This is a genomic window from Geodermatophilus sabuli (genome assembly GCF_900215145.1).
Lineage (GTDB): Bacteria > Actinomycetota > Actinomycetes > Mycobacteriales > Geodermatophilaceae > Geodermatophilus > Geodermatophilus sabuli.
In genome coordinates this window covers 501,339-519,259 of record NZ_OBDO01000002.1, presented here as the reverse complement: position 1 = coordinate 519,259, position 17,921 = coordinate 501,339, and the positions used below count along the sequence as shown (strand labels likewise).

The window sequence follows — 17,921 nt, the reverse complement described above, 5'->3', positions numbered from 1 at the left end:
GGCGCGGGCCCGGGAGCCTGCGGTGGAGTCAGGCGCCGGCCCGGGTCAGGCGCTCGGGCTTGGTGGCGATCAGTGGCGCGAGCAGTCCGATCGCGCCGCGCATGGCGCGCGGAACCGGCGGGATGTGGGCCCAGTCGATGCCGCCGAAGGGCGGTTGCGGGTCGTAGTCCAGCGCCAGCTGCACGCGGCGGGCGGTGGCCTCGTCGGTGAGGCGGGCGACCAGGTGCAGCGCCCAGTCGATGCCTGCCGACACCCCGGCGGCCATGGTGACGTTGCCGTCCTCGATCCACCGCTGCCGGTGGTAGGTGGCCCCCAGCGGCTTCAGCACCCCGGCGAAGAACCAGTTGGTGGTGGCGTGGCGGCCCCGGAGGAGGCCGACCGCGCCCAGTATGAGCGAACCGGTGCACACCGACCCGACGACGTCGGCGGAGGCGGCCGCGGTGCGCACGTAGGCGCGCACACCGGGGTCGCGCATCGCCCGAAGGGTGCCGATCCGGCCGCCGGGGACGACGAGTACCTCCGGGTGCGGGACCTCGGCGAAGGTCCGGTCGGCGGTCAGCTGGAGCGGGAGGTCGGTGGCCATCGGGTCGGGGTGGGCGCCGACGACCACGGTGCGGTACCGCGGCGCGAACCGCTCGAGCTCGGTGAGCACCTGCAGCGGGCCGACCAGGTCCAGGGCGGTGAGCCCGGGGTAGAGCACGACCGCGATGGTCGTGGCGCTGCTGTCGGCGGCGGTCATGGCGTTCGCCTCGGCTCTGCGTGGTCTTCGGAGCGGCCGGCGCGGGGCCGCGGGGTGCGCAGCCGCACCGCCAGGTCGGGATCGCCGCGGTCCGGGCCGAGCGGCCCGAGCGGCGGCGAGGGGTCGTACTCCATGAACAGCTGCGCCAGCAGCGCGGACGAGCGGTCCTTCAACCGGGCGAGCAGGGCCAGCATCGCGTCGATGCCGGCCGCCCCACCGGCGGCGGTGAGGAACCGCCCGTCCTCCACCCACGGTTCCCGCGCCCATGTGGCGCCGGCCTTCTCCAGTTGCTCGGCGTAGGCCCAGTGGACCGCGGCCCGGCGACCGATGAGCAGGCCGGCGGCGGCGAGCACCAGCGCGCCGTTGCCGGTGGCGCCGACCAGCTGCGCGGTCGCCGCCGCGGTGCGGACGTAGCCGACGAGCGCCTCATCGGCCATCGCCCCGACCGTCGCCGGCCCACCGCCGGGCACGATGACCGCGAACGGCGCGGGCACCTCGGCGAACGAAGCGGCCGGGACGACCTGTAGCGCGGTGTCGGTGGGCAGCCTGTCCGTGCGGTCGCCGACGACGACGGTGCGGTACCTCGTGCCGGTCAGGTTGCGCAGGACGGTCAGCGGTCCGATCAGGTCCAGCGGCGTCACGCCCGGGTACACGGCGAATGCCAGCAACTGCTTCTCCCGCCGCCGGGTCCGGGCGGTCATGACGTCGCCGCCGGCGTGACGGTGAAGGTGAACACCATCCCGCTGTGCATGTGCTCGGCGATGTGGCAGTGCGCCATCCAGCGCCCCGGGTGGGTGACGTCGAAGAGCAGGTCGACGGCCTGCCCGGTGGGGATGAGCACGGTGTCCTTCCACACCAGGTCGGGCTCCGGCGCCCCGTCGCGCGCGAGGACGAGGAAGCGCCCAGCTCCGTGGATGTGGAACGGGTGGTGCATCGGGTGGTCGGAGTCCCGCTCGTTGACCACCCGCAGCTTGACCCGGTCGCCGACGGCGAACCGCCAGTCGGTCGGAGGCGCGTCCTGGCCAGCGGTGCGGTCCAGCAGTTGCCAGTGCATGGTGGCGGAGGTCATGGCCCGGTTCATCGCGACCATGTGGTCCTCCCACTCGATCCCGTCGCCGGCGTCGTCCTGCTTGCCGGACATGTCGTGGCCCATGTCCATGTGGTCGTCCATGTCCATGTGGTCGCCCATGTCCATGTGGTCGCCCATGTCCATGTGGTCGCCCATGTCCATCTGTGCCGTGATGGCGAGGGTCTTGTCCGGTGGTGCGGCCAGCCACCGGTCGAGCTGCTCCCGCTCGGCGGCCAGTTCCGGGGCGGAGCGCAGCTGCTCGAACGCCGCGGCCAGGGGTGGCTGCGCGGCATGCTCCGTCACGGTGATCACCGCGAGCCGGTCGGTGTGCTCGGGAGTGCGGTGCAGGAGGACGTACTCCCCCGCCCGGTCCACCAGGACATCGACCACCGCGCGCTCCGAGGGGGCGAGGGTCACGTCGTCGACGAACTGCTCGTGCTCGACCCGGCCGTTGTCGCCGCCGACGAGCTTCATGCGCGCTCCGGGCAGGGCCACCCGGAAGACGCGGCTGTTGGCGGTGTTGACCAGCCACAGCCGCATGACCTCACCGGTCTTCGCGGTCAGCGTCAGGGCGGTCTCGCCGGCGACGAGCAGCAGGTTGCCGTATCGGCCCATCGCCGCGTAGTCGGTCTGCGTGCGGCTGAACGGGGCGATCGCGCCGTCCTCGAGCAGCACGTCGTCGAGGGTGAGGACGACGTCGCGGTGGGCAGGCGGCCAGTAGTCCGGCTCCGCCGGCTCCACGAGGACGGTGCCGTAGAGGCCCATCTCCTGCGTGTAGTCCTCCCGGACGTGCGGGTGGTACCAGAACAGCCCCGCGTCGACGAAGGGCAGCCGGTAGGTGAACGCGCCGCCGGGCGGGATCGACGCCTGTGTCATCCCTGGCACGCCGTCCTGGCTGCTGTCCAGCCGGAGCCCGTGCCAGTGGACGGTCGTCTCCAGATCGGTGTCGTTGGTGACGTGCACGGTGATCTCCGAGCCCTGCCGCACGCGCAGCGTCGGGCCGGGGATCGAGCCGTTGTAGGCCAGCATCCGCACCGTCGTCCCTGCCAGCCGCTTGGCGACCGGTGCGAGGCTCAGCTGGACCTGATCGCCGTCGGCGAGGTCGAGGACCTGTGAGTGGGTGGCCTCGGGCAGGCCGGTGGTGTCGGTGGAGAAGAAGGTGTCCACGGGACGTCCTCCTGTTCGGGTGGTGCCGGTACGCAGGGAGCCGTCGGTGGCCGGGGCGACGGCGTAGCCGGCGGCGGAGACGGCCGCGGTGACCGCTGCCGGATCGACCGGGCCGGTCACCTGGACAGTGCGGGTGGCCAGGTCTGCCTGGAGGATCTGCACGCCCGGGACGTCGCTGATCGTGGCGCTGACCGCCCGGACGTCCTGCCGGGCGGTCATCGCCGGCACGTGCACCGAGATCATCGCGTCTCCCTGGGCGGGTCGATTGCTCTCACCGTCGCGGGCCGCGCTGTCCGAACGCTGTCTGCCGGCTGACCGTGCCGGCCCCCTCCCTGCGCGACGGCTCGTTGTCTCGCCTTCTCGTGAGGACCAGAATCGGCGCCTCGACCAGACGGACCCGTACCGAGAGAGGCGCTGCATGGAGATCCGCGTCCTCGGGCCGGTCGACGTGGTCGCCGACGGGCAGGTCCGGTCGCTACCCGGGGGCGGTGAGCGGGAGCTGCTGGCACTCCTGGCCCTGTCGGCCGGCCGGGTGGTCGCCGTTCCGACTCTGGTCGACACGCTGTGGGGCGAGGGGCTGCCCGCCCACCCGGGCAACGCGCTGCAGGTGCGGGTGTCCAAGCTCCGCCGGGCGCTGGCCGCCGCCGGCGCACCCAGCGCGCTGGTCGTCACCCGTCCGCCGGGCTACCTGCTCGACGTCGACCGTGATCGGGTCGACGCGCCGCGCTTCACCGACCAGGTGGCGGCCGCGCGTGCCGCCGCCGACGCCGATCCGGCCACCGCCGCCCGGTGGTACCGCGAGGCGCTGGCGCTGTGGCGCGGCCCGGCGCTGGCGGAGTTCGCCGATGCCGCGTGGGCCGGCCCGGAATCGGCCCGCCTGGACGAGCTGCAGCTGGCCGCCCGGGAGGAACTGATCGACCTCGAGCTCGCCGCGGGCCGGCACATCGACGTGCTCGGCGAGCTGGAGCAGCTCACCGCGGCGCATCCGCTGCGGGAGCGGCTGCACGCCCGGCTGATGCTCGCGCTCTACCGCGCCGGCCGGCAGGCCGACGCGCTCGCCGCCTACCACCGGGCCCGCGACGTCCTCGACGCCGAGCTCGGCCTCGAGCCCGCCGCAGAGCTGCGCGAGCTGCACGAGGCGATCCTCCAGCAGCGTCTCGACCTGCAGGCTCCCGCGCGGGCCCCGACCATCGCCGTCCCCGAGGTGACCGCTCCGACTCCGCCGACGCACCGGTTGCCGGCGCGGCTGACGTCGTTCCTGGGTCGTGAGGCTGATCTGGATCGGGTGCGCGAACTGCTTCGAGGAGCGCGGCTGGTCACCGTCACCGGTCCCGGGGGGGTCGGCAAGACCAGCCTTGCGCTGGAGGCCGCTCGCGCCGTCGCCGCGGGGTTCGGCGACGGCGTCGGATGCATCCGACTGGCCGGGGTCACCGACCCCGCGCAGGTGTCCTCGGCCGTGCTGCCGGCGTTGGAGATCCGGGACGTGGCGACGACGACCGCGGAGGAGCAGCTGCTCGGGCACCTGCGCGACCGCTCGGTGCTGCTGGTGCTGGACAACTGTGAACACCTCGCCGACGCCTGCGCGCTGCTGGCCGAGCGGCTGCTGGAGTCCTGCCCCGGCGTGCGGCTGCTGGCCACCAGCCGCGAACCGCTGGCCGCCCGCGGCGAGGTCCAGTACGCGATCGACCCGCTGCCGGTCCCGCCGGCGGCCGCCGACCCGGCTGAGCTGACCGCCAGCGCCGCCACCCAGCTCTTCCTCGACCGGGCCCGCGGCACCCTGCCTGACTTCGCCGTCCGCGGCGAGGCGGACGCGGCGGCGGTCGCCGACATCTGCCGGCACCTCGACGGGATGCCGCTGGCCATCGAGCTGGCCGCCGCCCGGGTGGCGGCGCTCCCGGTCGGCGAACTCGCGCGGCGGATGGGTGACCGGTTCGCGCTGCTCACCACCGGTCCCCGGACCGCGGAGGCGCGCCAGCGGACCCTGCGCGCCACCGTGGACTGGAGCTACCAGCTGCTCAGCGACCCAGAGCGGGTGCTGCTGCGACGGCTGTCGGTGTTCCGCGGCAGCTGGACGCTGGAGGCGATGCAGGCGGTCGCCGGCAGCGACCCGCTGGAGCCGTCGGCGCTGGTGGACCTGCTGGGCCGGCTGGTCGACCGGTCCCTGGTCGTGGTCGACCGCGCCACCCCCGACCGGGACGCCGGGCCGCGCTACCACCTGCTGGAGACCATCCGGCAGTACGCCGCCGAGCGGCTGGCCGAGTCCGGCGAGGCCGACGAGGTTGCCCGGGCGCACGTCGGCCACCTCACCGACCTGGTCGAACGCGCCGAGACCGACCTGCGCGGGGACGGGCAGGCGCGGTGGCTGCTCCGGCTGGCACTCGAGCGCGACGACATCGACGCCGCGCTGGCCTGGTGCACCGCCCACGCGACCGACGAGCCCGATGCCGGACTCCGGCTGGTCGCGCCGTTGGGCTGGTACTGGTACTTCGCCACCCGCCCGGACGGGGGCCAGCGGGTCGCCGCGATGGTCGAAGCCACCCCGACCGGGTCCCCGGTAGCGCGGGCGCGGGCGCTGCAGTCCCTCGCCGTCGCCGCCCGGCCCGGGGCCTGCATCGTTCACCCCGACGCGGACTGCGCCGCAGCGGCGGCGCAGAGCCGGTCGCTGTTCGGCGAGCTCGGTGAGGAGTTCGGCACTGCGCTGTCGGACGCCCTGCTCGCCGTCGAGGCCATCGGCGCCGACGACCCAGCGGGGGCCTTCGCGCTGCTCGAGCAGGCCGACCGCGAGTTCATCCGGGACGGCGACGCCTGGTGCGCGGCGCTGGCGGACTTCGTCCGGCTGGAGCTGCACGCCGGCACCGGCGACCTGACCGCGGCCACCGAGGTCGGACACCGGGCGCTGCTGGCCTTCCGGGCGCTGGGCGACCAGTGGGGCGTATCGGCCATCCAGTTCCACCTCGGCATGGCCCTGCACCGCGCCGCTCGGCTCGAGGAGGCCCTGGCCATGTACGAGGGGGCGCTGGCCAGCGTCCGGGACGTCGGACCGGCGAACACCGTCCAGTACGCGCTCGCCGGTGCCGGCCACGTCACCCTTCTGCTCGGCAACCCCGACCGAGCCGCGCAGCTGTTCACCGACTCGCACGCCGTGGCCCAGCAGCTCGGCGCCGCCGGCAATCCGCGGGCCGCGGTCGGCGAGGGGCTGCTCGCCCGCGACCGCGGTGACCTGGCCGCCGCGCGCGAGCGGTTCACGGCCGCGCAGCAGTTGCTGGCCGGGCTGACCGAGACGGAATGGACCGCCGCAGCCCTGGTCGGCCTCAGCCATGTCGCCGAGGCGAGCGGCGATCTCGACAGCGCCGAGTTCTCCCACCGCCGTGCGTGGCAGACCGCACCCGGACACGCCGCCGCACTGGAGGGCCTGGCCTGTGTGGCCGCCGCACGGGGCGAGGCCACCGCCACGGCTCGGCTGCTGGGCGCGGCGGCTGCCTGGCGGCAGAAGCGGCATCGCCCCGCATCGCGGCTCGAGCGGGCCGACGCCGAACGGGCCGAGCGCCGCGCCCGCGCGCAGCTCGGCGATCAGGAGTTCGACGCGGAGTTCAACGCCGGCGCGTCCCGGCCCGATGCCGTCGCCGGTGACCTGGACGGAGTCGCGGCTCAGCGCTGAACACCGGGGAGGTCGTCCGGACGCCGGATCAGCGGATCCGGGTCTTCGTCAGCTCCGCCCTCGGCGAGCTCGCCGACGAGCGCCGCGCGGTGCGGGCCGCGGTTCGGCCGTAGCTCTTGGTGAGGTCGCGGTTCTCGATCATCACTGCTCCTCGGGGACGTCGGGTGGCGGTCAGGCCGCGGAGGCGGGCATCGGGACGGTGGCCGGTGTAGGCCGGTGGCCAGACGCACCGAGTCGGGCGCGGGTCACCGCGATGGCGACCAGGCCGATCATGGCGAGGGCCAGCAGGTGCATGAGCGAGGCGAACGGCTGGTCGGGATAGAGCTGGGCGAGGAACCCGGCGCCGAAGCCGCTCCCCGCGGCGACGCCGTTGCCGGCCGCGTGCAGCAGCCCGACGAGGAACAGGCTGCCGGTGCGGTTGTAGGCGAACCCCATCAGCGCCCGGATCGGGATGTTGACCACGATCAGGAACGCCATCAGCGCCACCGCCATCGGCAGCGGACTGCCGACCACCAGGGCGACGTGCTGCAGCGCGAACAGCGGGGCGGTCAGCGCCGCGGCGCGCATCGGGGTGGTGCGGGTCTGCAGCCGGGCCTGGACAAAGCCCATCCAGGCCACTTCTTCGGCCCAGTTGTTCGGCACCAGGGACACCACCGTCTGCACCAGCAACCCGGCCACCAGCGCCGACACCAACGCCCCGGTGGTCAGGGCTGCGGTCGGCGCGCCGAAGAACGCGAGCGCCAGCCCGGTGGCCAGGGCCGGCATCCCGGCCAGGACGAGGGCGTACCAGCGCGCCGAGACCCACACGTCGACCGCCCGGCGCCACAGCTGACGCACTCCGGCCGCCCCGTCGACGATCCGGGTGATCACGACGGCCGGCAGCAGCAGCCCTGTCAGGGTGCTGGCGACGACGAACACCTGCGCCGGCAGGTCGACGCCGTAGCCGCGCGCGACGATCGGGGCGAACACCAGCGCCTGCCCGACGGTGGAGAACCACACCAGGAACGCGGTCAGCGGACGGCGGCGGACGAACCCAGCCAGGCCGGGTCTGCCGGGCCGGGCCGGCGTCGGGTCCGGCTGGGACCGGTCGTACGTGGTGGTGTACATGACGCTCCTTCGCGGCGAGGGACCCGGCTCAGACGCTGTCGGAACCGGTGGTGCGGCGCCGGGAACGCTGCTGGAGCCCGCTGTCGCGGCGCTGTCGAAGCGCTGATCACGGCAGACAGCGGCGGCCGGTAGCCGTGGGACGGATCCCGCGGCTACCGGCCGTCGAAGGGCGATCCCGCCGACGCCCACCTGCCCCGGCGCTGGTGGCTGCGGCCGGTCAGTCGGGCAGAACGCTGGTGCCGGTGCGCACGGCCTGCACGACGTCGTCGATGGCGTTCGCGGAGTCGGCGGCGCCGCCTTCCTCGTCCAGCAGGCCGGTGTGCGAGGCGTCCGCCGAGCGCTGGCTGCTGTTCGTCGACAGCTCGGCCATCCGGTTGTGGGCGTCCGCCCAGACCGGATCGGTGACGTGTTCGGCGGCGGTGAGCACCACCAGCGGCGCGCTGCCGAGGGTGGACAGCCCCTGGGCCTGGGTGAGCAGCGCGGGCAGGGTGGTGTACTCGGCGACGGTGTTGCGCCACCCACGCGGGCTGGCGCCGAAGGCCCGGACCTGACTCGCGGCCGGCTCGGGCAGGGCGGACCAGAAGGAGGTCGGCAGCAGCCGCCCGACGCCGAGGCGCGCCACGCTGGGCAGCATCGCGACCGCGCTGGGCGGACCGGCGTGGGCCGCACCGTCGGCCGTGGCCCCGTAGGGGTTGGTGGCGTCCAGTAGGACCATCCCGGCGACCTGCTCGGGGTAGCGGTCGGCGTAGACCATCGCGTGGTCCCCACCGATCGAGTGCCCGACCAGCACGTACGGGCCCTGCTCGCCGGCGCGGGCCAGCAGGGTGTGCAAGTCGGCGGCGACGGCCAGCGCGTCCTGCGCCTCGGGGGTGTCCTCGCTCCAGCCCTGCCCGGCGCGGTCGTACGCGCAGACCCGGGTGGTGCCCGCAACGGGCGGCGCGATCCGGGCCCAGCCCGTCGAGAACCCACCCAGCCCGCTCATCAGCACGACGGTGGGGCCGCCGGAGCCCGTGCAGTTCAGGTGCAGCCGGTGGCCGCCGACGTCGTAGAGCCGGCCGGGCATCGCGTAGCTGCGCTGATCGGAGGCCAGGCCGACGGTCTCGACGGCGCCGCCGACGGCCGCGGCGGCCATCACCGCCACGACGGGGTAGAGCAGCCAGCGGCCGCTGCCGGCGGCCAGGGAGCGGCGCACCCGGATCCCCATCCACACGGCGAGCGCGAGCAGCAGCGGCGGCCACACCCAGCCGGCGGCGGTCAGCACCCGGTCGCCCGGAGTCGTCACCAGCAGCCCCACGGCGGTGACGCCCAGCGCGGCCGCCGGAACCCACGCCCACCGCTGGGACTGGGTCGTCCGCCGGGAGGTGAGCCCCGCCAGCATCGCCCAGCCGGCCGCGAAGCCGAGCAGCGCCGACCCGGTGAGGACGGCCTCGGATCCGCCGCCGAACACGATCAGGGTCAGGACGGCGGCCAGCACCAGGCCGATGAGCAGCGATCCGGCGATGATCAGCCGGATGTGGCCGCGGCGGGTGCCGCGGCCGGCGGTGGACACGGCCGCCGAGGCGGCCGCAGCGGTTGTGGTCATCGTGCGGCCTCTCGACGGGGTGGGATGACGCTGCCGGGAACGCTGCTGCAGCCCGCTGTCGTGGCGCTGTCGATGCGCTGACCACGGCAGGCAGTCCTACCATCAGCACCGACGGAGGCGGCGAGACGTCGGTCCCAGCGGGGCTCGGTCGCCGCCGGTCAGGCCGGGGCGCGCTCGCCGGCGGCGGCGCGGGTCAGGCGGCCGATTCCGGGCACGAAGCGGCCGGTCCGAGCGGCGTAGTCGGCGTAGGCCGCGCCGTGCACCCGGAGCAGGTGTGGCTCCTCGGCACTCCGAACCTGGAGCTGCACCGCGGCCACGAGTGCGGTCAGCGCGGCCACGGTGACCCAGGTGGGCACCATCAGCACGTTCCCGGCCTGGGCGGTGACCATCGCGGTGAAGATCGGGTTGCGCACCGCACCGAACAGCGGGCCCGAGGTGACCAGCTCGGTGCGCTCGGTCGAATCGACGCCGATGCGCCAGGAGGCGCCCATGCCGGTCTGGGCGGCCAGCGTCGCGGCGAACCCGGCCAGCGCGACCACCAGACCGGCGGCCTGCAGCGCGGCCGGCGGATCGATCGGGGTCACGCCGAGGACGGCCATCAACGGCCCCGCCAGGCCCGCGACCATCGCGACGACGAACAGCACACCGCCCCACCACTCCGGCTCGGCCGGGGTTCCGGAGATGCCCTTGAAGCCGGTGGACCCGGTGCGGCGGTGCTGCACCGCCGAGCGCACGCCGAACAGGACGACGAGCGCGAGCACGTAGAGGACGAGCGCGGCGGTGGTCATCGGAGCTGCTCCCCGGGCGTGATGGTCAGGGTCTGCGGTGCCGGCGCATCGTGCGCGCAGCACGCGTCGGTGCAGCCGGGCCCGCAGCCGCAGGCGTCGCCGTCGGTGTCCGCGCCGAGGCGGGGCGGAGCGCAGCAGCCCTCGCCTCGCCACGCCTCGAGGCCCTCGCGGACGGCCACGGCGGCGATGACCAGGCCGGCGACCGGGTCGGCCCAGCTCCAGCCGAGGGTGGCGTTGAGCACCAGGCCGACGAGGAGAACCGCGCTCAGGTAGGTGCACAGCAGGGTCTGGGTGGAGTCGGCGACGACGGCGTTGGAGCCCAACGCCTTGCCGGTGCGCCGCTGCGCCCAGGACAGGAACGGCATGATCACCAGCGACGCGGCCGCCAGGCCGATGCCGATCGGAGAGACGTCGGGCTCGCCGCCGAAGAACAGGGCGCGCACCGACTCGAACACCACGTAGGCGGCCAGCGTGAAGAACGAGAAGGCCATCAGCCGCAGCGCCTGCCGTTCCCGGGTCTCCGGCATCCGGTGGCGGAACTGCCACAGGATGATCAGGCCGCTGGACACCTCGACGACGGAGTCCAGGCCGAACCCGACCAGCGCGACCGACCCGGCGACCACCCCGGCGGCGATCGCGATGACCGCCTCGACGATGTTGTAGGTGACGCTGGCGCCGGCCAGCAGCTGCGCGCGGCGACCCAGGTGGGCCCGCTGGGCCGCGGTCGGGGACGCGACGGTCGATGAGGCGCTCACCGGGCCGCCGCCTCGCCGTACGTCGGGCACAGGGTGACCGCGTCGCCGGTGGCTGCCAGCAGTCGCTCGGCGGCGGCCAAGAGCCCCAGGACCTCCGGCGTCGAGGTCAGCGCCCACAGCGACGCCCGGCCCTGCGGGCGGGAGGTCACCAGGCCGCAGTCCTTCAGGCAGGCCAGGTGCGCCGACACCGTCGACTGGGCCAGGCCGAGATGGCGGGTCAGCTCCACGACCTTGTGCTCACCGAGGGCCAGGTGGCGCACGATCGCCAGCCGGGCCGGCTCGCCCAGGCTGCGGAACAGGCAGGTGGCCGCCGACAGCGCCGCCGCCTCGTCCAGCCCGGTCTCCCGGTTCTGGGTCGTCGTCGTGTCCACAGCATCGGCCTTTCATCGTTTGCAACCGATGATAGCGCCCGTAGTGGGCAGCTGGGTTCAGCGGCCCGCCATGCACGACGACCCCCCGCTCCGGCGCAGCGGGGGGTCGTCGTCGCGGTGTCAGCAGCAGCCGGTGCCGCACTCCTCGGTGGTGCAGCCCTCGCAGCACTCGTCGTTCATGGCAGGTCACCTCCCCTCGGTGGCGTCGGTGACCGGGCGGAGCAGCGCGTGGGCCGAGGCGGGGCAGGCGCCGCGCAGCTCAGCGGAGGCACTCAGCGCCGCGGGCAGCTGGTCGCGGTCAACCGGGGTGAAGCCGAACCGCGGGAAGTAGCCGGCGGCGGTCTCGGTGAGCAGGCCGACCGGGGCGCCGACGTCATCGACCAGGGCCAGGGCCGCGGCGGTGAGCGTGGCGCCGACACCGCGCCCGCGCCACGCCGGCGCCACGGCGACCGACCGCAGCAAGAAGGCGGTGGCGTCCCCACTGCCGTGCCGCTCGAGCGCGACGGTGCCAGCGAGCGTCCCGGCGGCGTCGGCGACCAGGACGTGCGCGGCGTTGTGCAGGCCGGCCAGCGGCAGCCCGGCGGCGGCGAGGAGGTCAGAGATGACGGCGAGGTCCGCCGGTGTCGCCTTGCGGACGAGCGCCGGCGGGACCTCGCGCGGGGTGGTGATCACGCGCAGCAGGGCGCGGCGCCCTCCCGACGCAGCTCCCGGCCGCGGTCGGCGGCGAGCAGCTCGACGTAGGGCGTGGTCATGGTCGTTCTCCATGTCAGGGTCAGCAGCAGGCGGGCGAGGCGGCCGGGGTTGCGGAAGTGGACGAGTCGCCGGCGGCGGGCTCGGGGGTCTCCGCCGAGGCGGCGGGGGTGCAGCAGGCCGGCGCAGGGGTGGTGTCGCCGCCGGTCCGGGTGGCCGCGGGGGCGGCGTCGCCGAAGAACGTCTGCGAGTCGGCCAGGACCGTGTAGATCTCGAAGCGCACGTCGTCGGGGGTGTTCTCGACCCAGAACTTGGTCTGCTCGGCGTAGCAGCAGGTGGAGTCGCGCTCCTCGGTCGAGGCCAGGCCGACCGCGGCCAGGCGGGTCTGCTCGGCGTCGACAGTCTCGACGTCGGCCACCTCGATGCCGAGGTGGTTCAGGGTGCCGCCTGTGCCGGGGTTCTCCAGCAGCACCAGCTTCAGCGGCGGGTCGGCGATCGCGAAGTTCGCGTACCCGGGCCGGGTCTTGGCCGGCTCGGTGCCGAACAGCTTGGCGTAGAAGGCGGTGGCGGCCTCGACGTCGTCGACGTTGAGGGCTAGCTGGATGCGGGACATGGGTGACCTCCCGGTCGTTGGCACGAACGCTCAAACCATTGACGGTTGTTGATGAGTCACTGTGCCGCTACCATTGACAGCTGTCAATGGGTTCGCGAGAGCGGCCACGACGACGAGGAGAGCGACCCGATGACCGTGCGCGAGCTGCCGGTGCTCGACCAGCCCGAGGTGACCGCCTGCTGCGCGCCGCTGACCGCCGAGGTGCTGTCCGCGCCTGACGCGAAGACCCTGGCGAAGCAGTTCGCCGCGCTGGGCGATCCGGTGCGCCTGCAGCTGCTGTCGCTACTGGCCACCGCCGACGGCGGCGCGATCTGCGTGTGCGACCTCACCGAACCGGTCGGCCGCACCCAGGGCACCGTCAGCCACCACCTGCGGATCCTGGTCGAGAGCGGGCTGGCCACCGGCGAGAAGCGCGGCCGCAACGTCTGGTACGCCGTCGTCCCCGCCGCGCTGGAGGCCCTGCGCGGCGCGCTGGCGACCCGCTGACCTGGTCGCCACCGTGGTCGGCTCCGGCATCGCCACCCAGTGGCTGTCCCCGGACGACGTCGACCTGCAACTGCTGGAGAACGCGCTGATCACCGGCGCGGTGCTGGCCACCTTCGCGCTGCTGCTGGTCATCTCCGGCGTGGTCCGCTCCGGTCGCCGGTGAGCTCGCCGCCGCCGGCCCCACCGACCCCGGCCCCGCCGTCAACCCGGTCGTCGCGCAGGGGCTGGCGGAGCGGGGCCTGCCGGTCGGCGACCACACCCCGACCAAGCTCGACCACGGGCTGGCCGAGGCCGGCGACGTGGAGATCACGCTGAGCTGCGGAGAGGCCTGCCCGTACGTGCCGGGCACGCGGTACGAGGACTGGGAGGTCACCGACCCGAGGGGACAGGACCTCGACACCGTGCGGCGCATCGTCGACGACCTCGACACCCGGGTCCGCCGGCTGTTCGCACAGGCGTCACACCAACCGTGCCGCGCGATTCCGTCGGGTGCCGAGATCACCGCAGCGGGTGGTCGTCCGAGCGACGGGCACCGGCGTCCCCGCAGGGGCCCTCTCATGGCCTGGACCTGCGGAAACGCTGGACGACGTCCTACTTCAGGAGACTCCGTGCGATCACCATGCGCTGGATCTGGTTGGTGCCCTCGTAGATCTGGGTGATCTTGGCGTCGCGCATCATCCGCTCGACCGGGAAGTCCTGCGTGTACCCGGCCCCTCCGAACAGCTGGACGGCGTCGGTGGTCACCTTCATCGCGACGTCGGAGGCGAACGCCTTGGCCGCGGCGCACAGCCGGGCGAGGTCCGGGCCGCCGTTCTCCCCGCGGGCGGCGGCGACGTAGACCAGGTGCCGGGCGGCCTCGATCTGCATGATCATGTCGGCGAGCATGAACTGCACGCCCTGGAAGTCCGAGACGGCCTTGCCGAACTGCTTGCGCTCGCGGGTGTACTCGACCGCGGCGTCCAGCGCGCCCTGGGCGATGCCCACGGCCTGCGCGCCGATGGTGGGACGGGTGAAGTCCAGTGTCCGCAGCGCGGTCTTGAAGCCGGTGCCGGGCTCGCCGATGATGCGGTCGGCCGGGATGGTGCAGTCGGTGAAGTACAGCTCGCAGGTGGGCGAGCCCTTGATGCCCATCTTGCGTTCCTTGGGGCCGACGGCGAAGCCCGGGTCGTCCTTGTGGACGACGAACGCGGAGATGCCGTTGGCGCCCTTGTCGGGGTCGGTGACGGCCATGACCGTGTACCAGGTGGAGACCCCGGAGTTGGTGATCCACGCCTTGGTGCCGTTGAGCACCCAGCTGTCGCCCTCGCGGCGGGCGCGGGTCTTCATCGCGGCGGCGTCCGAGCCGGCCTCCCGCTCGGACAGGCCGTAGCTGATCATCGCCTCACCGGCGGCGATGGAGGGCAGCACGGCCTGCTTGAGCTCCTCCGACGCCGACAGGATGATCGGCATCGAGCCCAGCTTGTTGACCGCCGGGATGAGCGAGGCGGACGCGTCGACGCGGGCTACCTCCTCGATGACGATGCAGGTCGCGATCGGGTCCGCGCCCTCGCCGCCGTAGGCCTCGGGGATGTGGGTGGCGTGGAAGCCCGCCGCGGTCAGCGCCTTCTGCGCCTCGACCGGGTAGCGGGACTCGGCATCCACCTCGGCCGCGTGCGGCGCGATCTCCCGCTCGGCGATGTCCCGGACCGCGGCCCGGATCGCGTCGTGCTCCTCGGTCAGCGCGTACAGCCCGCCGGCGTTGTTACCCACGGGTAGATCGTAGGACGTCGCGCCCCGGAAGACGATGCACCGGCCTCCTCAGGAGGAGGCGAGCCGCTCCTGCAGCGCGGCGTCGCGGACGACGACGGCGTCGGCGAGCTCGGCCTGGAAACGCTCCACGGCGGCGCGCAGCTCCGGGTCGGCCGCGGCCAGGATGCGGACGGCGAGCAACCCGGCGTTGCGTCCGCCCCCGATCGACACCGTCGCCACCGGCACCCCGGCCGGCATCTGCACGATCGACAGCAGGCTGTCCAGGCCGTCGAGGCGGTCCAGCGGGCGGGGGACGCCGATCACGGGCAGCGGCGTCGCGGCCGCGACCATGCCGGGGAGGTGCGCCGCTCCCCCGGCACCGGCGATGACGACCCGCAGACCGCGGCCGGCGGCGGACTCGGCGTAGTCGAGCATGCGGCGCGGGGTGCGGTGGGCGGAGACGACGTGCGCCTCGTACGGGAGGTCGAACTCGGCGAGCGCCTCCGCCGCGGGCTCCATCATCGGCCAGTCGGAGTCGCTGCCCATGACGATGCCGACGACGGGGCTGTCCAGGGCGCTGCTCACGGGGCTCCTCGGGGCTCGGGCTCTCAGTGCTCGGTGTCGAAGGCGAACGCGGGGTCGATCTCGCCGTCGGCGAGGTAGCGGGCCGCGGCGACCGCGCGGGCCCGCACCTCGTCGAGGTCGTCCCCCAGCGCGGTCACGTGGCCGAGCTTGCGGCCGGGGCGCTGGCCCTTGCCGTACCAGTGCAGCTTCACGTCGGGCCAGTGCGCCATGAGGTGGTGCACCCGCTCGTCGAGCCCCGGCCCGGCCCAGCCCTCCTCGGCGGCGCGCCCTCCGAGGACGTTGGCCATCACCACGACCGGCGCCGTCATGGCCGTGGCGCCCAGCGGGTAGTCCAGGACGGCGCGCAGGTGCTGCTCGAACTGGCTGGTGCGGGCACCCTCGATGGTCCAGTGCCCGGAGTTGTGCGGCCGCATGGCCAGCTCGTTGACCAGCACCGCGTCGGCGGTCTGGAACAGCTCGACGGCCAGCACGCCGACGACCCCGACGCGGTCGGCGACGCGGACGGCGAGCTCCTGGGCGGCGGTCGCGAGGTCGTCGTCCAGACCGGGGGCGGGAGCGAGCACCTCGTGGCAGACGCCGTCGCGCTGCACCGTCTCGACCACCGGCCAGACCGCCACCTGCCCGAACGGGGACCGGGCGACGACGGCCGCCAGCTCGCGCACCATCGGCACGCGCTCCTCGGCCAGGAGCGTGCCGTGCCGCTCGACCAGCTCGGCGGCCGCGTCAGCGTCGTCCACGACGAAGACGCCCTTGCCGTCGTAGCCGCCGCGGGGCGTCTTGAGCACCACGGGCCAGCCGTGCGCGGCGCCGAACTGCTCGACGTCGGCGACGGAGGCCACCTCGGCCCACACCGGCTGCGGTTCGCCAGCCTCGGAGAGTGCCCGCCGGAGCACGAGCTTGTCCTGGGCGTGGACCAGCGCGTCCGGCCCGGGCGCGACCCGGTGACCGGCGGCCTCGAGGGCGTGCAGGTGGTCAGTGGGGACGTGCTCGTGGTCGAAGGTGACCACGGTCGCGCCCTCGGCGAGGGCGAGCAGCGCGTCGAGGTCGCGGTGGTCACCGAGGCGGACGTCGGCGGCGACCAGCGCCGCGGACTCCTCCGGACCGATCGAGAGCACGCGCAGCGACTGGCCGAGGGCGACCGCCGCCTGGTGGGTCATCCGGGCCAGCTGGCCGCCACCGACCATCGCGACGACGGGCAGTCCGGTGCGCGGGTCGAGACGGGATGCCATGGTGCAGCGAGCGTAACCAGCGTCAACCGGACCCCGACATGGCGGCCGCCAGTCGCTCCCCCACCAGGGAGACGACCTGCTCGACCGGGTGGATGCCGTCATCACTGGCGCCCGCGATCCAGCTGCCGTCGTCCGACATGCCCGACCACGGGTCCACGAACCCCCAGCCCTGCTCGATCGCCAGCTCCGCCAACTGCGCGTTGAGCTGGAGTACCCCCGTGGCCTCGTCGTCGCGGGGCGGGATGGCGGAGAGGAGGACCGTCGGCACGCCTGCGATCTCGACGATCTGTACCAGGTTGTCCCGGATCACCTCCCACGGCACGTCCTCGCCGAGGTCGTTGGTGCCTCCCATCACCACGAGGACGTCGGCGTCCACGCGGCTGACGCCGTCCCGCATGACCGCGGTCGTGGCGCCCGGAACGGCGTAGCCGCCGACGAAGTCCAGCCGCCGGTGCTGCACCGCGAACGGGATCCACGAGCTCCGGTCGTTCACCGTCGCCCCCTCGACGGCCGCGAAGCCCGCTGTGATCGAGTCACCGACGACCGCGAACCGCAGTCCGGAGGCGGTCTCCGTGCCGGCCGAGGACTCCGACGGCTCCGGCGTCGCCGATGCCGGAGGTCCGGTCGGGGCGGACGCAGCGGGCGCGGTCGAGGAGGGCGCAGCCGGGGCGGCCGGAGCCGGCGACGTCGCGGTGGCCGACGTCGGCGCAGCTCCCTCGGCGGTTCCGTCGTCGCATGACGGCAGGGCGAGCAGCACACCCAGCGCGGCGGCCACCAGACGGAGCCGGCCGCCGGCCGGCCCACCGCGGGCGCGGGTCGTGGTCACGCGGGCAAGTGTCGCGCCGGACGTACCGTGCACCGTCGCCGGCCTCCGTAGATTGCTGCCATGCCCGCACACCCGCCGGCCGGCTCCCGCGTCCGCCCCGCGTGGCGCCTGCTGCTCAAGGAGCTGGGTGCCTTCGGCGTCGTCGGCGCGGTCTGCTTCGTGATCGACCTCGGGTTGTTCCAGCTGCTGTACACCTCGGCGGGTCTCGGAGCGGTGACCGCCAAGCTGGTCTCGACCCTCGTGTCCATGACGGCCGCGTTCCTCGGTCACCGCTTCTGGTCCTTCTCGCACCGGGCCCGGACGGGACTGCGGCGCGAGTACCCCCTGTTCGCCGTGGTCAACGGCGTGACCCTGGGACTCGGCCTGGCGATCGTCGCGTTCGTCCGCTACCCCCTGGGACAGGAACACGCCCTGGTCCTCCAGGCAGCGAACGTGGTCTCGATCGGAATCGGTAGCGTCGTCCGCTACCTGGCCTACCGCCGCTGGGTGTTCCCGGCGATCGCGCCTTCGACCTGAGGCCCGGACCGC

The 17,921-nt window shown here is 74.1% G+C and carries 18 protein-coding genes; 4 read left to right on the top strand and 14 right to left on the bottom strand.

What is annotated here, in order from left to right:
* Positions 1–28: 28 nt before the first annotated feature.
* Genes CRP39_RS08105 through CRP39_RS08095 form a run of 3 tightly spaced genes read right to left on the bottom strand, consistent with a single transcriptional unit; the run spans position 29 to position 3,218 of the window.
* The gene (locus CRP39_RS08105; RefSeq protein ID WP_097205830.1) at positions 29–739 is read right to left on the bottom strand and encodes a DJ-1/PfpI family protein; all 711 of its coding nucleotides are present in this window, start codon (positions 737–739) and stop codon (positions 29–31) included.
* A complete protein-coding gene (locus tag CRP39_RS08100; RefSeq protein ID WP_097205829.1) occupies positions 736–1,440 on the bottom strand; it encodes a DJ-1/PfpI family protein in 705 nt (234 codons plus the stop codon). The genes CRP39_RS08105 and CRP39_RS08100 overlap by 4 nt, the downstream gene beginning before the upstream one ends.
* On the bottom strand, positions 1,437–3,218 hold the full coding sequence (locus CRP39_RS08095; RefSeq protein WP_172442334.1) for a multicopper oxidase family protein: 1,782 nt from the start codon (positions 3,216–3,218) through the stop codon (positions 1,437–1,439). Before CRP39_RS08095 ends, CRP39_RS08100 begins: the two co-directional genes overlap by 4 nt.
* A gap of 175 nt (positions 3,219–3,393) precedes the next feature.
* On the opposite strand from CRP39_RS08095, the gene CRP39_RS08090 reads away from it, so the two are divergent.
* The gene (locus CRP39_RS08090) at positions 3,394–6,633 is read left to right on the top strand and encodes an AfsR/SARP family transcriptional regulator (RefSeq protein WP_097205827.1); all 3,240 of its coding nucleotides are present in this window, start codon (positions 3,394–3,396) and stop codon (positions 6,631–6,633) included.
* A 171-nt stretch (positions 6,634–6,804) separates the two neighbouring features.
* Here the strand turns inward: CRP39_RS08090 and CRP39_RS08085 are convergent, their stop codons facing one another.
* The 7 genes from CRP39_RS08085 to CRP39_RS08055 all read right to left on the bottom strand — a co-directional run bounded on the left by CRP39_RS08085 (position 6,805) and on the right by CRP39_RS08055 (position 12,539).
* Positions 6,805–7,740, bottom strand: a complete 936-nt coding sequence (locus CRP39_RS08085) for a CPBP family intramembrane glutamic endopeptidase (protein ID WP_097205826.1) — start codon at positions 7,738–7,740, stop codon at positions 6,805–6,807.
* A gap of 217 nt (positions 7,741–7,957) precedes the next feature.
* Positions 7,958–9,322: an alpha/beta fold hydrolase gene (locus tag CRP39_RS08080; protein WP_097205825.1), complete on the bottom strand. Its 1,365-nt coding sequence runs from the start codon at positions 9,320–9,322 to the stop codon at positions 7,958–7,960.
* A gap of 158 nt (positions 9,323–9,480) precedes the next feature.
* Entirely contained in the window at positions 9,481–10,110 is a 630-nt protein-coding gene (locus CRP39_RS08075; RefSeq protein WP_097205824.1) for a methyltransferase family protein, read from the bottom strand.
* A complete protein-coding gene (locus CRP39_RS08070) occupies positions 10,107–10,865 on the bottom strand; it encodes a cation diffusion facilitator family transporter (RefSeq protein ID WP_097205894.1) in 759 nt (252 codons plus the stop codon). The genes CRP39_RS08075 and CRP39_RS08070 overlap by 4 nt, the downstream gene beginning before the upstream one ends.
* A complete protein-coding gene (locus tag CRP39_RS08065; RefSeq protein WP_097205823.1) occupies positions 10,862–11,236 on the bottom strand; it encodes an ArsR/SmtB family transcription factor in 375 nt (124 codons plus the stop codon). The genes CRP39_RS08070 and CRP39_RS08065 overlap by 4 nt, the downstream gene beginning before the upstream one ends.
* Positions 11,237–11,422: 186 nt before the next feature.
* Complete coding sequence (locus CRP39_RS08060; RefSeq protein ID WP_216359644.1) at positions 11,423–11,908, bottom strand: GNAT family N-acetyltransferase; 486 nt, start codon at positions 11,906–11,908, stop codon at positions 11,423–11,425.
* Positions 11,909–12,008: 100 nt separating this feature from the next.
* Complete coding sequence (locus CRP39_RS08055) at positions 12,009–12,539, bottom strand: ArsI/CadI family heavy metal resistance metalloenzyme (RefSeq protein WP_097205821.1); 531 nt, start codon at positions 12,537–12,539, stop codon at positions 12,009–12,011.
* 129 nt (positions 12,540–12,668) lie between these two features.
* On the opposite strand from CRP39_RS08055, the gene CRP39_RS08050 reads away from it, so the two are divergent.
* The gene (locus CRP39_RS08050; RefSeq protein WP_097205820.1) at positions 12,669–13,025 is read left to right on the top strand and encodes an ArsR/SmtB family transcription factor; all 357 of its coding nucleotides are present in this window, start codon (positions 12,669–12,671) and stop codon (positions 13,023–13,025) included.
* Between the two features lie 13 nt (positions 13,026–13,038).
* A complete protein-coding gene (locus CRP39_RS27175; protein ID WP_216359643.1) occupies positions 13,039–13,188 on the top strand; it encodes a hypothetical protein in 150 nt (49 codons plus the stop codon).
* Positions 13,189–13,616: 428 nt separating this feature from the next.
* Here CRP39_RS27175 and CRP39_RS08040 read toward each other — a convergent pair whose 3' ends face one another.
* Genes CRP39_RS08040 through CRP39_RS08025 form a run of 4 tightly spaced genes read right to left on the bottom strand, consistent with a single transcriptional unit; the run spans position 13,617 to position 17,393 of the window.
* Complete coding sequence (locus CRP39_RS08040; protein ID WP_097205819.1) at positions 13,617–14,774, bottom strand: acyl-CoA dehydrogenase family protein; 1,158 nt, start codon at positions 14,772–14,774, stop codon at positions 13,617–13,619.
* 48 nt (positions 14,775–14,822) lie between these two features.
* A complete protein-coding gene (purE, locus tag CRP39_RS08035; protein ID WP_245853670.1) occupies positions 14,823–15,338 on the bottom strand; it encodes a 5-(carboxyamino)imidazole ribonucleotide mutase in 516 nt (171 codons plus the stop codon).
* 23 nt (positions 15,339–15,361) lie between these two features.
* A complete protein-coding gene (locus CRP39_RS08030; RefSeq protein ID WP_097205818.1) occupies positions 15,362–16,567 on the bottom strand; it encodes a 5-(carboxyamino)imidazole ribonucleotide synthase in 1,206 nt (401 codons plus the stop codon).
* A 22-nt stretch (positions 16,568–16,589) separates the two neighbouring features.
* A complete protein-coding gene (locus tag CRP39_RS08025) occupies positions 16,590–17,393 on the bottom strand; it encodes an SGNH/GDSL hydrolase family protein (protein ID WP_097205817.1) in 804 nt (267 codons plus the stop codon).
* A gap of 60 nt (positions 17,394–17,453) precedes the next feature.
* Here CRP39_RS08025 and CRP39_RS08020 point away from each other — a divergent pair, with 60 nt between their 5' ends.
* A complete protein-coding gene (locus CRP39_RS08020; RefSeq protein WP_097205816.1) occupies positions 17,454–17,909 on the top strand; it encodes a GtrA family protein in 456 nt (151 codons plus the stop codon).
* Positions 17,910–17,921 lie beyond the last annotated feature (12 nt).

Excerpts from the sequence above, each read along its gene's own strand:
- CRP39_RS08020 (WP_097205816.1), top strand. The coding sequence starts at position 17,454 with ATGCCCGCACACCCGCCGGCCGGCTCCCGCGTCCGCCCCGCGTGGCGC.
- CRP39_RS08085 (WP_097205826.1), bottom strand. The coding sequence starts at position 7,740 with ATGTACACCACCACGTACGACCGGTCCCAGCCGGACCCGACGCCGGCC.
- CRP39_RS08050 (WP_097205820.1), top strand. The coding sequence starts at position 12,669 with ATGACCGTGCGCGAGCTGCCGGTGCTCGACCAGCCCGAGGTGACCGCC.
- CRP39_RS08100 (WP_097205829.1), bottom strand. The coding sequence starts at position 1,440 with ATGACCGCCCGGACCCGGCGGCGGGAGAAGCAGTTGCTGGCATTCGCC.
- CRP39_RS08080 (WP_097205825.1), bottom strand. The coding sequence starts at position 9,322 with ATGACCACAACCGCTGCGGCCGCCTCGGCGGCCGTGTCCACCGCCGGC.
- CRP39_RS08105 (WP_097205830.1), bottom strand. The coding sequence starts at position 739 with ATGACCGCCGCCGACAGCAGCGCCACGACCATCGCGGTCGTGCTCTAC.
- CRP39_RS08090 (WP_097205827.1), top strand. The coding sequence starts at position 3,394 with ATGGAGATCCGCGTCCTCGGGCCGGTCGACGTGGTCGCCGACGGGCAG.
- CRP39_RS08055 (WP_097205821.1), bottom strand. The coding sequence starts at position 12,539 with ATGTCCCGCATCCAGCTAGCCCTCAACGTCGACGACGTCGAGGCCGCC.
- CRP39_RS08095 (WP_172442334.1), bottom strand. The coding sequence starts at position 3,218 with ATGATCTCGGTGCACGTGCCGGCGATGACCGCCCGGCAGGACGTCCGG.
- CRP39_RS08075 (WP_097205824.1), bottom strand. The coding sequence starts at position 10,110 with ATGACCACCGCCGCGCTCGTCCTCTACGTGCTCGCGCTCGTCGTCCTG.
- CRP39_RS08030 (WP_097205818.1), bottom strand. The coding sequence starts at position 16,567 with ATGGCATCCCGTCTCGACCCGCGCACCGGACTGCCCGTCGTCGCGATG.